Genomic DNA, 14,003 nt, shown 5'->3' on the forward strand with positions numbered 1-14,003 from the left:
ATTTGTGACTCAATTTATCAGTGGGGCCATTCTAAGTACATTTTTTGAAATTGTCGCACAAAATCGAATTAATTCGATTTGCTTTAGAGGCTTAAAAGTCAAAATTCAATAAGTATGCAGGGTAAAAAATTGGTGCCAGAGTGGAATTTACTCTACCCATGACATTGATTGAAAAATAATCACCTAAAATTAGAAGCAATGTAATTGTATGTAATTGGTCTCCCACCACTTTTGAGACATATATCTCATGCAAGAAATTCACAATTTTTTCACAATTACAACCTTCGTACTAGTTATCAGCTAGCATCTCCGCCATTATTGCACCATGGTACAGTTTAGAGTCAATCAATTACGCTGCAAAAATAACCCAATAGCACCAAAAAAGTACTAACTAAATCTGTACAGATGTTACCCCACCTTATTATTGTTGCTTCAAATCGCAGGTACTAAGCATCTATACTCCGACTAAAACCAGCCATTTAGAATTTAAACCTCTCACACAAAACCAGCACGAAGCCGGCCTTGAATGAGTCAATGTTAGCAATAAAGAAAATCTTGATGTTTCGTGAATATTGCTAACGCTCACCAGCACTCTCAAGTGCTTGGTAGACCCGCCCGGGAAAATCGCCAATAATCCCGTCTACACCGAGCGATATACTGCGCTCGATATCCTCCATGTCGTTAACAGTCCAAAGATCCACCGCCACACCTTTACTCTGAAAAAAACGAACATAAGGCTTCGTCGTGATACTGTATGGTAATTGGGCAACATCAAAATCCGGTTTAAAAGCCCATCCAAACCCCGAACTCCAGGCAAGGCTCGCTTCTATAAGTTCCCCAATAGTTGCGCTAGTCCTAATATATCCTCCGCTGATATCACGAAAATGCCCCATAGCCTTGTTATGCTGACTAGCCACCGTGACTTGCTGTTCCATTCTATAATCAACAATTACTTGCCATAGTATTTCCGACAGCACTTTATCATTTGGCTTGATTTCAATATTAAATATAGCGCTGGGGTAGCGTTCAAACAGCTCATTCAAAGTTAAGAGTGTATGCCCTTGATTACGGAACGGGTAAGTGCTGCCATTATCCGGGGAGAATTCGTGTCCAGCATCTAAGGCCTTAATTTCGCCCAAAGTCAAATCTTCAATTTTATCCGCAACACCTGTATTCTCTTTAAGGTCTGCATCATGATTGATAATAATGTATTGATCTTTCGACAGATGTATATCTAACTCGAGGATATCTGCTCCCTGCTCTAATGCCATATCAAAAGCCAGGGCTGTACCCTGGGGGTACTCACCAGATGCCCCCCTGTGAGCAAGAATATCAATAGCCCAAACCTGACTATAAATGATCATTGAGAAAGCCAGACAAGTAACGACCTTGAGTATGTTGTTCATTTAGAATTCCCCTTTATATTAAAAGACAAATAACTACTCAGATACAACTAAAAGCCAAATAAAAAAATAGAACCTACATATTCCTGCCATTGTGTACATTTTAATATCGCATACAAAACACTTGTTAAACATCATATTACTTAGAGAATATCAAAATAAGCCTTACAATTCCCACTGTTGTGGTCAACTCCAACCGGACACTTTCCTAAGCACATTTTTCAAATTCGATAGGGGTTACGTCCCCCAGTGTTGTATGTATCCTGCGTGAATTGTAATACGCAATATAGGCCCTCACGTCTGTTATCGCACCCTCCCTTGTCGGATAGAGGTTTCCTGTTAACCATTCCCGCTTCAGGCTACTAAAAAAACGCTCAGTAGGTGCATTGTCCCAACAATTTCCCTTGCGGCTCATTGAGCACACCATTCCATGCTGCTTTAGTAGCGCTTGGTAGCTATGGCTGGCATACTGGCTACCTCGATCAGAGTGATGCAGCAGACCTTTTGTTGGGGTGCGCAAATTGATAGCCATAATCAGTGCACGACTTGCCAGGGCCGTCTCCATCTGGCGGTCTAAGTGCCAGCCAACAATCCGGCGTGAATAAAGATCAATTACCACTGCTAGGTATAACCAACCCTGCAAAGTCCAGATATAGGTAATATCCGTAGTCCAAACTTGATTTTTAGCACTCGGTGAGAAATCCCTATTTAGAAGATTCTCAGCAACTGGCAGTTGGTGCTTGCTATTTGTGGTTAGTGTAAATCGCTTCTTCTGTTTTACTACCAAGCCGAGCTTTTTCATGAGTTTGCGGACTCGATAACGCCCAATTTCAAAGCCTTCTTTGCGCAACAGCTTCATTAACCGACGGCTTCCGAGACTCTCACGAGATTCTGCAAATAAGGCCTTCAATCGATGGCATAGTTGCCAAATCTGGCCATCTATTGGGCTATCACTACGACGACACCATTCGTAATAGCTGCTCTTATTTACTTGCATTACTCGGCAGAGCACTCTAACTGGAAAGCTACCTTGCTGCTTTTTAATAAATTCGTACTTTATTTCATTTCTTTCGCAAAGAAGGCGCTGGCCTTTTTTAGGATTTCCTTCTCCATCCGCAATTGCTTTACTTCACGTCGCAGTTGATCCAGTTCCGCCCGAATCCAACCTTACTCCGCTCTCTTCCTGCTCCAGCTCCTTTATCCAGCGTCGCAGATTGTTAGCAGTGGTTCCTACAGCCTCTGCGGCCTTGGAAATCGAATACCCTTGTTCTGAGACAAGAGCTACGGCGTCTTTCTTGAACTCCGGCTTGAATTTCCGGCGTGTACCTTTTGTTGTCATACTTCACCTCGCTAGGTAGTTTTACCATCTTAACGAAGTGTCCGGAAGGATTAGACCACTACACCACCACTCTTATCATGATATAAATGTTAGATTAAATATTTTTAACACACCTGAAAATAAAATTGAATTTTACTAGCAAAATTCTTGGTAAAAAACAACATTTCCTCATGTATACTCACATAGTCATTCACTCTTGCATTTAGCCCTTTAAATTAATTTGCACCCCACCGTAATTGTACTCACTTCATTGAGCAACTATGTGCTTTAAAATATTCAGCACAAACGCACAACAATGGAAAATTTCGCCGCCTCATTCATTATTTAGGTAACGCCCCCACTGTGTTTTATACACATCATTTAAGCCCATTTAAAGCCTCTGCTGCTTCAATATAATGGAGCAGTTTGGTATATCCCTGCCAAACAGTTTTAACCCCTGGTTCGCCATCACCTTTACGTCCTAGAAATCCCCCTAGGCCTGCCAACATACGCGTTATATCTCTTATGCTTGGAGGTATATTCGGTGGGCAACTTTTATCTCGCATCATCCATACCATGCGCCATTCTTTTTCAGAGTAAGCACTCGTACATGGTTCATCAGGAAGACTTCTTGCTTGTGTAGTTATCGAATGTAGTCGCCATCCAATAATCATATAGATCGCAATACAATTCAACATTCGCTGCTCTGTTCTAAAACGATTACTTTCTATCTGGCATCCGCCTTTTACTACCCGAAAATAGGTTTCAATTTCCCACCGGCTTCGATACCACTCAATGATAACTCTCGCCTGCTTAAAGTCTTCAACTGGAAGATCAGTTAACAGCATCCACTCAATGCCTTTTTCACCCTCTGGTGGGTTTAATTCTTTGGCCAATACAGCATAGAGAGAAAGTGGTCGTTTAGATTTTCCTTTCCCAAGTAGCCGTATCTCAGTAGTGGATACACTGACTTTGGCTTTTCTTCCAGGTTCTCCATTCCGTTTGGGAATGTCTACCGTGTATAGACCAACAGATTTCTGCTCATTCATATGATCCCAAAGCAAAACTGTTTCTTCTCCATCGAGCTCTAAAGTGCGATTGGCCTTAGCTCGAACGATATAGCTCGCCCGCCGCTGTTCACTTTGATCTTCAGCCCGTTGAAACCACTCATGAATATCACCTTCTCTATCAGCAATACTCACAATTGTGCTTTCAGGGCAGAGCTCCTGTATCTGACAAGCCGCTTCGTAATGGTCTAGCCAGCGTCGACTCTCCTTATCCTTTATCGACTTGGTATAGCGAGAATTAGAGCTTGATTCCTTGTCTCTCTGCCACATACTACCCTCAACAACACCCAAGTTAACTCTTGATGGCGTTATAGCGATTGAGGTGTGCAAAAGTTGCTGATTGGTCTCTTTCCGTCGAAGAGTTCCCATCTCTTTACTTTCTAGGTCAGTGGCAAAATTTAAAAAGGTAGTATCTTGAGGAATAAGAACAACGGGCTGCGCTTTGATTCTCTCAAGAGTTGCTGATTTATGGCCGCTCATAATAGAGTCAAAGTTGACTTTATCATTTTCGATAAAGCGATAAGCCGCAAACGTTTCTGCCCAAGTTTTGTTTGCGCAGGGAATACTATTCTTTGGGTCGGAACTTAAATTACTGAGAATATTAGACAGGCGCTTATTCAAGCGTGTATCACCCATAACCTGATTTTTTATTTCGTCCATGACCCAGTCCTGCATAATTATCCAGCCAAATCTATAGTTCTTACTGGGTTAAACTGTAACTTATTGATTTATAAGATAAAACTGAAAAAACTTATGTATAAAACTTAGCGCCCCCATCACCCACGAAGGAAATATGTATTAACCTCCTTAACTCAGGGGCTCTATCTTTTAAGCAGGAAATGGAAAGTTAGAATGAATATTCAATCAGAAATAAATCGACTAATGCAATGAGTAACAGGCGTATATAACCCCCTACAACTATGAGGCAGGCTATGCCCCATAGCAAAAAAATATCCCGGTTAAGCTCCCATACATAAAATTTAGGGTTAACTTAAGGTGCATGGCCAACAGTAACTATCCAAGGTTGCCGGCTCGACCCCCAGATCTATAAATGTGGAGAATCTCATGGAAAGATACGCACTGCTCACCGGTACTTACAACCTACTTATGGGTGGAATAAAGGATTTTAAGCGATCGTTTCATAATGAGGAGGACGCCTACAAGGAGATAGAACAGATCGCTAATACTGACCCCTTTACTCGATGGGCACAAATATTCGATAAGAGAACTGACAAGGCGAGAACTTTTAACATTGTCGACAAGAAAGTAATTGAGTGTAAAACCAATAGCTGCCCGAAGCAATCAGCAGAATCTATGATTAAGGCAGTGAAGAAGCTCCGTTAAACCTTAACAAACATAATTTCAGCCCGCTTAACGCGGGCTTTTTAGAATCGGAGACACGGTCAAAACTGTATTTTAGGTTTAATCAATTTCTACCTAAGTGACAAAACCAAAAACATTCAAAAGACCACACCGGCAACAGTTAATTTATAGCTAAGCTATCAACCCTCAGCTGCCAGTAAATTCTCATACTCCTTTATCTTTCTATTAATCAGAAGACCTTTGGGACGCAACTCTTTAGCTCCCGTCATAGCTTCTAATGCAGCTTCAATATCACCCTGCCTCTCATAAGCAATGGCCAACCCTCTCAGGCTATCTGCTCGAAATTCTTTATTTTCCTTTGTGAAAGAATCAAGCTCAACCTCAAACTCTAAGATTGAACTATCATTCCTTATCTCTCCCAAAGGGAAAAGCAAACCTAACTGCTCCTTTCTTTCCACATCACATTCAAGAAATTCATTCTGAAAAATCTCATGGACAATTCTATTGAAATTCTCTTTTTCCTTAAAAGCGCGAAAAAGATCAACAATTTTTTGACGCGAAGGAGTATGCGTTGCCTCGGTTTCAGCGTGACGTAGAAATTTACTTTTAAAAGAATCAAAGTCATACCCTTCCCTGTGAATTATATGCATTCCACACCGCAATAGAGGAACACCTTCAATTACATGGATACGAGCCTCCAGCTCTTTATTTGGCCTAAAGAGAAGCTTCCCTCTCGGGTGCCCCCTGAGCCAATCTTTATTGCTCTTCTCCTCTATAAAACCAAGGAGAGCAGCAAGGGATAACTCGTCCTTGCTAAGAGCCTTCTTATATAAATCAGGACGCCCAACTACAGGCTCAATAACATCCAACCTAATTGCTTGAGCCGATACACCTTGCAAGTCCGATTTCTTTAAGTGTAAAAATTCATCGGTGTCAATATTCGTAATCCAGCATTTAAGTCCAGCCCAATCTAAATACTTATTTACGAAATTTATGTTTCTAATCTGTCGCGCATTTAAATTTCTAACATTCTTAGAATATGCTAAAGAGTCTACAAATGTTACATACGAATCATACTCACAAAAAGCATCTCTATTTAACTCTCCCTCATAAAAAATAAAGAAATGATCAACGCCATATTCACGATTCTTTTCAATAAAGAATTTTAACGTATCCTCTGATTCTTTTGCAGTTGTAACCGCAACTATAAAGTTATCGCTCATACCCCTCCCTAAGCGAAAATATCCACATTATCAAAATTACAAATCTAAGAATCCAAAATAGAAAACCCGCCAAATGCGGGTCTTATATATTCTTATCAATCAAGAAGGATATAAATTAGCTATAAGGAGTTAGCCCTAGAACCTACAAGATTCGACTCTTTCCACTACTTTTAACTGATTATTCCAACTTCGAGCGTAATATCTGAGTATGAAACTAATATCTCACTCGTAATTTCCGGCATTAAACATTGATAGCGACCTTAAATCAAGCTGAATTTGCACTTAACAGATAACTTTATGGGTACAAAAATACCAAATTGCCTAATGACTGTCCGTTCAAGCTAAAGCCTCTTTCATCAGAAGAATTGGCCAAGTAATAATTATCATTTGCTGACTAGGGTTATTCCCAGATTCTCTCCCGTAGCTTTAAACCTACATCATCCATCAAAAACAGAGACCATTGAGTCACTAGTCATAACGACTTTCTTCGAAAAATAATATCGTATCAAATTTCTTTAACACTTAATATTAAGTTACGGTTGAAATATTACCATCAACTGACAAATTTGCCGTAGTAACTCCCCCTTTAAAAAGTTTACTTCCTACTCTGCATATGAAGAAAGATAACTAATAAGATTCAAATAAGTTGGCATCCAGAAGCACCTAGGTAGTTGCAAGTATATTCTCGATGTAAAAAAGGTATGATTCATAACCAAGTTAATACCCAAATATTGAATAGATTTTGGTATGCAGCAGCGTACCCGCCTCCTCAGTATCAACAACATATCCGACTTGATTAAATTAGCGCTCAAAATCAACATTAACAGATTTATATATAAATCACTTATATACAGACACCATATAGGACACCCATAATTGAATTACCTAAAAACACTTTTTCGCAGGCCACTTAGAAGGCGCCCAGCCTTAAACATAAAAAATTTTATTCGCTGTACTCAGCATTTATTACTAATATTCCAGGGAATTGACACCTAGTATAGATGTACTATTGTAAGTAATTCAGAAAGAACGTAAATAAAAATCTAATACCTACAGCCAAAGATGATGGTGAAATAATATCAGTAGACAGATTTAAGTAATCCATTTTATCTAAAGTCATACCACTCGCACTTCTATCTGAGTGCTATACCCCGAAAGGACAGCCGGAGCACAAAAATTCCCCGGCCTACCAGAAAAATTTATAACGTTCGTAGTAAAGCTACTTCCCCCCATAGGCGTGTTTTAGTGAGATGGCAGGTTTACGATGACCAGTTACAGCTAAGAACCAAGGACCTGCAAAATTTTACAAGAATATCCTTAGATTTGAAGTTCAGAAAGAAAATTTAGTCGGTACTTTTTGTGAAATACAAACTATCTTTCACCCGAGCTCCTGTGCTCGGATCAGTTACATACCAAGTCAGCTCGTAATCCCCAGCCTCAAACCACTCTGGTATATTTAGATAATTTTGAGTATAGTCCTTTTCCTCAGAATAATTCAACACAACATCCCGTGATTTATGAATGGGGTAATTATCACCGTTAGGGAATTTAAGGACACTCCATTGTTCGAATGTCACTAACGATTGCGTAGAGTCTAAATTACGAATACTTGCATCATAATTGACTCTCCCTCCATAGGAAGGAACTTTGAACTCAGCAGATTCGTCAATATCAATCGCCAGCTGAATGTCGGAAACAACACCCTCAACAACCAGTTCAATATTCCAGAACTCTACAAAACCACCAGACACAAAGAGTCTAAACTGACCCTCCCCATCAAGGAAGTTATTTGCAAAAAAACTATTCCCATTTTCACAAAAATTGACATCTCCAATTTGGGGTACGGGATCAGGGTTTTCTGGTGTTGAAAGGTCGACTGAATAAGTTAGCATCGACATTTCCATAACTTCGTTTAAGAAACCGTCAGGCCCGACTGTTTCACTTCTAAACCCATAGCCTGCCCATGAGGCATCACCATCTTTAGGCTCAGTATTGATACAAATTTTCTCGATAGAATCGAACTTATAGCCGATATCTAACTCCACCTCGTGATCAATTCCACTCTCCATCTTAAAGGGGTATGGTTCACCTAGATCTATTTTAGCACTTATCGTATCTGCTTGAACCAATGCCGATGCAGATACTAAGGTGACACCAGCGATAGATTTTTTCAACACAGCCTTGTGCAGAGTGCAGCTTGCATTCATTTTTTTCAAAATCACATTCCATTAGATACATTATGAGGCACAACAATACTTTGGACAGTTTTTAAAATTCAGTCCTAGTAATGCAAGACCTGTGACTTGATACGGGGAAAACTGGGACACATAAGCACCCCAGCCTGCCGGGAGATTAAAACTTAGTCGGCACTTTTAGTGAAATACAGGCTATCTTTCACCCGAACCCCGGTACTTGGATCAGTGATATACCAAATTAGCTCATAATCTCCAGCTTCGAACCAAGCAGGTATGTTTAGATAATTTCGAGTATAATCTTTCGCCTCAGAATAATTTAATACCACATCCCGTGACTTATGGATGGGATAATTATCCCCGTTGGGAAGAGTGAGTACGCTCCATTGCTCAAATGTAACCAATGATTTCGAAGAGTCTAAATTACGAATACTCGCATCATAATTGACTCTTCCTCCGTAGGAAGGAACTGAAAAATCTGCAGATTCATCAAGCACGATCGCCAGCTGAGCATCAGAGGGATCACCTTCAATAATCAGCTCAAAGTCCCAAAAATCCACATAACCACCGGACACATAGAACGTAAATTTACCTTCTCCATCAAGAAAGTTATTCGCCGAAATACTGTTTTCACCTTCACAGAAGCTGATATTTTGCATCCGTGGAGCCGGATCGGGATTTTCTGGAGTTGGAGCATCGACAAAATAAACCATGGGAGTTCCAAACGTTAACTGTACACTTTCAGAGCCTGGAACAGGTTCACTTCCCACACGATAGAATGCCGCAGAGGCAAATCCTTCTTTAACTTCAGTTTTAATACAAACTTCTTCAATGCTATCGAATCGATAGCCAACATCTAAATCTATCTCGTACTCAATTCCATCTTCCACCCTGAAAGGGAACGGCTCACCCAGATCTATTTTTGTGCTGATTGTATCTGCCTGAGCCAGTGCCGATGCGCAGATTAAAGTGATACCACCGATAGAATTTTTCAATGCAGCCCCGCAATGGGGGTATTTATTAGTTAACTTCTTCAAAATCACATTCCATTAGATACATTATGAGGCACAACAATACTTTGGACAGTTTCTAAAATTCAGTCCTAATAATGCAAAGCCCGCAGCTTGATACAGGGAAAACTGGGACACATAAACGCCCCAACCTGCCGACATCTTAAACCTTATTCAGCACTTTTAGTGAAATACAGACTATCTTTCACTCGACTACCGGTGTTTGGATCAGTGACATACCAAATTAGCTCATAATCTCCAGCTTCAAACCAAGCAGGTATGTTTAGATAATTTCGAGTGTAATCCTTCGCCTCAGAATAATTTAACACTACATCCCGTGACTTATGAATGGGATAATTATCTCCGTTGGGAAATTTAAGTACACTCCATTGTTCGAGTGTCACCAAAGATTGTGTGGAGTCTAAATTACGAATACTTGCGTCATAATTGACTCTCCCTCCGTAAAAAGGAACTGAAAACTCGACAGACTCATCAATTGCAACTCTTAACTGAGTATCAGAGACATCACCTTCAACAAGTAATTTAAAGCTCCATAACTCTACATAGCCACCAGATACACTGAAATTAATCTCGCCTTTTCCGTCAAGAAGATTCTTTGGCAACACATTACTTCCATCCATACAATGATTGAAGTTTTGCACCTGTTTACTCGGGGTGGGATTTTCTGGAGTTGGGAGAACAATGGAAGGGTACAAAGGTACCGAAATCCATTGTCCAACTAAAGGCGGGTAGCCTGGGGATTCATTTTCCACTTTAAAAACTGCATAGTCCGCATCTCCACCTTTAACTTCAGCATTGATACAAAGCCTTTCAATACTATTGAATTGAAAGCCAACATCTAACTGCACCTCATGAGTAATTCCATCCTCCATCATAAAAGGATACGGTTCACCCAGATCTACTTCGGTACTGATCATATCTGCCTGTACAGATGCCGATGCGCAGATTAAAGTGATACCACCGATAGAGTTTTTGAATACAGTCCGGCAATGAGGGTATTTATTAGTTAACTTCTTCAAAATCATATTCCATTAGATACATAATGAGGCACAACAACACTTTGGACAGTTTTTAAATTCAGTCCTATTAATGCAAAGCCCGTGGCTTGACACAGGGAAAACTGGGACACATAAGCGCCCCAGCCTGCCGAGAGTTTAAAACTTAGTCGGCACTTTTAGTGAAATACAGGCTATCTTTCACTCGACTGCCGGTGCTTGGATCAGTGACATACCAAATTAGCTCATAATCTCCAGCTTCAAACCAAGCAGGTATGTTTAGATAATTTCGAGTGTAACCCTTCGATTCAGAATAATTTAATATCACATCCCGTGACTTATGGATGGGAAAGTTATCTCCATTGGGAAATTTAAGTACACTCCACTGTTCGAGTGTCACCAGAGATTGTGTAGAATCTAAATTACGAATACTTGCATCATAATTAACTCTTCCTCCGTAGGAAGGAACTAAAAATTCAGCAGATTCGTCAAGTACAATCGCCAACTGAGTATCAGAGACATCGCCCTCTACAACCAGTTCAAAGTCCCAGAAATCTACATAACCACCGGACACATTGAATGTAAATTTACCCTCACCATCGAGAAAATTCTTTGCCAAGACACTATTTCCATTCCCACAGAAATTTATGCTTTTTTGTAGCTGTGGTTCGGGGTTTGGATTTTCCGGCGTTGGGCTAGGCATGCTAATTGCGAGTGTTTGCGCAACAGACTCAAAACGTGGGAAAGTGAAAGGCCCTGCAGGTTCACTTTCTGCTGAATAGAATGCTGAGCTAGCATTTCCATTTTTAACTTCAGTGTTGATACAAATTTCTTCAATGGTATCGAATTGATAACCAATATCTAAATTTATCTCCTGCTTAATTCCATCTTCCATCCTAAAGGGGAACGGATCACCTAAGTCTATTTTTGTACTAATTGTATCTGCTTGGACCAATGCCGATGCGCAGATTAAAGTGATACCAGCGATAGAATTTTTCAACACAGCCTTGTGCAGAGGGGAGTTTATAGTCAGTTTTTTCAAAATCAAAACCCATTACATATTTTAAAACTTACAACAATAATTCAAACAGCTTTTTAGGCCCAAACCCTATTAAAGTAAGACTTACACATTAACAATCAGTATTTATCGAACCCCTTGGGCATCTTCGAGTTACGAAAATATTCTAATAAAAATGCAGCCCTCAAGAATGACCAAACAAAAACTATCCGAGGCATTGTATTTCACTGCCCCCCATCCCTCCAAAATTTTTTCCCTTCCGACCGTACCAAGTAAATCGATGGCTAGCTCAACTACTATCAACCAATCAACATAATCGGTTAACATTTTTAATAACGATGGAAAATTACTCTCTATATTTTTCTAAATTGTGCTTTACATCACTGCAATGTACTAACCCTATAGCAAACACATCGTAGCAACATTCAGGGAAATAGCTCCCAATTAAATTACCTCACGTTACTACAGATATTCATGGATGTTTGTGGATCAGAGCATAACGGTAGAAAACCGAGAAAGAACTATTCTAGTTATTATGGTGAAGCGGGATGAAGCCAGAGATTCCATAAGAATCGGGGCCCCAACAACAGTAGCTATACTACCGGGAAATAGCTGGTGCTCGTTATTCAGATGAGTGGAGAGCTGAAGCCTTTTGACAATGACTTACTAGCGGGGCAGAAATAATCAGTACACCCTGGTAATATAAACTGCATGAAATACGATGCCAGAAAACTTAGTACTGAGGAGCAGCACCTCATACGTAAAATTGCTGTTCAGCGAGTATTTGATGGAGAATCTGCGGCGGAGGTTAGTCGTAGCTTAGGGCTGGGGAGCAGAACTATTTTCCCATGGTTAAGGACTGCTCGGGAGAAAGGTATTGAAGCGCTATCTCCAAAAATTAGACCTGGACGCGGTAGAAAACTGTCAGCTATTGAAGAAGAGGAAGTCAAACGATGGATTATTGGTGGCGATCCAAGGCAATATGGCTTTGATTTCGGATTGTGGACACGTCAGATCGTATCGGATTTGATTTTTGAGAGATTCAAAATTGAACTTAGCGTTTCTAGTGTCGGCACACTTCTACATCGACTGGGCCTGACGCCACAAAAGCCTCTACGAAGAGCTTACGAGAGAGATGAGAAGGCGGTGAATAAATGGGTAAAGGAAGTCTATCCAAAGATTAAATCTTATGCGAAAAAAACTGGTGCAGAAATATTTTGGCTGGACGAGGCTAGTATCAGATCAGACGATCCACTCCAAAGGACATGGGGAGAAAAAGGAAAAACTCCAGTGGTAAAAACGAGTGGTCAAAGACAGTCAATCAATGCGATCTCAGCTTTATCGAATAGAGGTGGCTTCTGGTATCATATTTATAGTGGAAAGTTCACGGCAGAAAAGTGCGTAGAATGCTTCAAAAATTTCCAGAGAAGTCAGAAAAGACCAGTGATTCTCATTGTTGATGGGCACCCAGTACACAAATCGAAAAAGGTATTGGAGTATGTCGATTCACAGGATGGAAAGCTTGAAATGGTGTTCTTACCGCCATATGCACCAGACCTAAATCCAGATGAGTTGGTCTGGAATCATATGAGAAATATAGGGACTTCAAAGAGGCCGCTGAAAAAAGGTGAGACACTACTGAGTCGTGCAAATGCAGATTTGCAGAGCATCAAGAAAAATAGAAAACTTGTGAAATCATTTTTTCAAGAGTCGACTGTATTCTTTGCTGCTGCCTAGGTAGTATTAAGCACAGATCACATCATACGCCAGTACATCAGGTAGATTAGATCTTTGCCTGCAGCTAGACAGCAGGACTGTGCTCCCCCCTGCTCAAGCAGTTGTAAAAGAAGAGGGCAGCAAATTATTCAGTAGGTGACTGAAAAGTGTAGATAAAATTCGTTGATGTGCAGAAATTTACCATAGACAAAGTCTACCCCATGACAGTAAAACAGCTGGTTAAGTGAATTAGCACAGAGAAAATATTACATATCTGCTTTAGATATAACTGATATTCACACCTCTTCAAACTTAGCAATACCCAGGCAGTATTTAGACTATTCTCTAACCACTTTTTATAGCATACGTACAAGATGAGAGGCCAGGCTGACTGGTAGATAGACAATTTCTCATTGTAACTACTCACATTGTTAGATACTAATATTTATTTGATTTTCTTGAGGGTATATGGTGTGGCTCGGTATTTAAGCTCAAAACTCTAGGCTCGCGCTTACGGAATTCATAGAATCGAGAGAAGATGAACAATGCACAACGGAGAGTTGTGGTACCTCAAATCTCAAAACCAACTTCAGCTACTCTATCTTCACTCTCATAGGCATATTCAACTCCTTGTAACGGCTAATCTCGGTGAGCTTTATCGAATACTGCTGTAGGATGGCTAGCACTTACTCTCCTATGTGGTATTTAGGTCGGCTC

9 protein-coding genes and 1 pseudogene are annotated in these 14,003 nt (G+C 40.3%); 2 read left to right on the forward strand and 8 right to left on the reverse strand.

The annotated features are described in order from the left end of the window. Positions 1-575 precede the first annotated feature (575 nt). The 3 genes and pseudogenes from ACJJIW_RS20090 to ACJJIW_RS20100 form a co-directional block, all read right to left on the reverse strand. Entirely contained in the window at positions 576-1,406 is an 831-nt protein-coding gene (locus ACJJIW_RS20090) for a glycerophosphodiester phosphodiesterase family protein (protein ID WP_282932278.1), read from the reverse strand. Between the two features lie 205 nt (positions 1,407-1,611). Further along, positions 1,612-2,742: pseudogene (locus tag ACJJIW_RS20095) on the reverse strand (IS3 family transposase). Between the two features lie 356 nt (positions 2,743-3,098). Next, positions 3,099-4,463, reverse strand: a complete 1,365-nt coding sequence (locus ACJJIW_RS20100; RefSeq protein ID WP_507021871.1) for an IS4 family transposase — start codon at positions 4,461-4,463, stop codon at positions 3,099-3,101. A 390-nt stretch (positions 4,464-4,853) separates the two neighbouring features. On the opposite strand from ACJJIW_RS20100, the gene ACJJIW_RS20105 reads away from it, so the two are divergent. Further along, the gene (locus ACJJIW_RS20105) at positions 4,854-5,132 is read left to right on the forward strand and encodes a hypothetical protein (protein WP_282932277.1); all 279 of its coding nucleotides are present in this window, start codon (positions 4,854-4,856) and stop codon (positions 5,130-5,132) included. 158 nt (positions 5,133-5,290) lie between these two features. Here the strand turns inward: ACJJIW_RS20105 and ACJJIW_RS20110 are convergent, their stop codons facing one another. The 5 genes from ACJJIW_RS20110 to ACJJIW_RS20130 form a co-directional block, all read right to left on the reverse strand. Further along, complete coding sequence (locus ACJJIW_RS20110) at positions 5,291-6,334, reverse strand: hypothetical protein (RefSeq protein WP_282932276.1); 1,044 nt, start codon at positions 6,332-6,334, stop codon at positions 5,291-5,293. 1,343 nt (positions 6,335-7,677) lie between these two features. After that, complete coding sequence (locus tag ACJJIW_RS20115) at positions 7,678-8,541, reverse strand: RbmA family biofilm matrix protein (protein WP_282934672.1); 864 nt, start codon at positions 8,539-8,541, stop codon at positions 7,678-7,680. Between the two features lie 152 nt (positions 8,542-8,693). Further along, complete coding sequence (locus tag ACJJIW_RS20120; RefSeq protein ID WP_282932275.1) at positions 8,694-9,563, reverse strand: hypothetical protein; 870 nt, start codon at positions 9,561-9,563, stop codon at positions 8,694-8,696. Positions 9,564-9,706: 143 nt separating this feature from the next. Next, positions 9,707-10,576: a hypothetical protein gene (locus ACJJIW_RS20125; protein WP_282932274.1), complete on the reverse strand. Its 870-nt coding sequence runs from the start codon at positions 10,574-10,576 to the stop codon at positions 9,707-9,709. A 142-nt stretch (positions 10,577-10,718) separates the two neighbouring features. Then, positions 10,719-11,594: an RbmA family biofilm matrix protein gene (locus ACJJIW_RS20130; RefSeq protein WP_444936184.1), complete on the reverse strand. Its 876-nt coding sequence runs from the start codon at positions 11,592-11,594 to the stop codon at positions 10,719-10,721. Between the two features lie 687 nt (positions 11,595-12,281). Between ACJJIW_RS20130 and ACJJIW_RS20135 the strand changes: the two genes are divergently transcribed. Next, complete coding sequence (locus ACJJIW_RS20135; RefSeq protein WP_282931436.1) at positions 12,282-13,307, forward strand: IS630 family transposase; 1,026 nt, start codon at positions 12,282-12,284, stop codon at positions 13,305-13,307. Positions 13,308-14,003 lie beyond the last annotated feature (696 nt).

The organism is Microbulbifer maximicatervae (SeqCode) (assembly GCF_052467815.1).

Bases quoted from the DNA above. Each gene is read 5' to 3' on its own strand.
- ACJJIW_RS20090 (WP_282932278.1), bottom strand. From the start codon at position 1,406: ATGAACAACATACTCAAGGTCGTTACTTGTCTGGCTTTCTCAATGATC.
- ACJJIW_RS20100 (WP_507021871.1), bottom strand. From the start codon at position 4,463: ATGCAGGACTGGGTCATGGACGAAATAAAAAATCAGGTTATGGGTGAT.
- ACJJIW_RS20105 (WP_282932277.1), top strand. From the start codon at position 4,854: ATGGAAAGATACGCACTGCTCACCGGTACTTACAACCTACTTATGGGT.
- ACJJIW_RS20110 (WP_282932276.1), bottom strand. From the start codon at position 6,334: ATGAGCGATAACTTTATAGTTGCGGTTACAACTGCAAAAGAATCAGAG.
- ACJJIW_RS20115 (WP_282934672.1), bottom strand. From the start codon at position 8,541: ATGAATGCAAGCTGCACTCTGCACAAGGCTGTGTTGAAAAAATCTATC.
- ACJJIW_RS20135 (WP_282931436.1), top strand. From the start codon at position 12,282: ATGAAATACGATGCCAGAAAACTTAGTACTGAGGAGCAGCACCTCATA.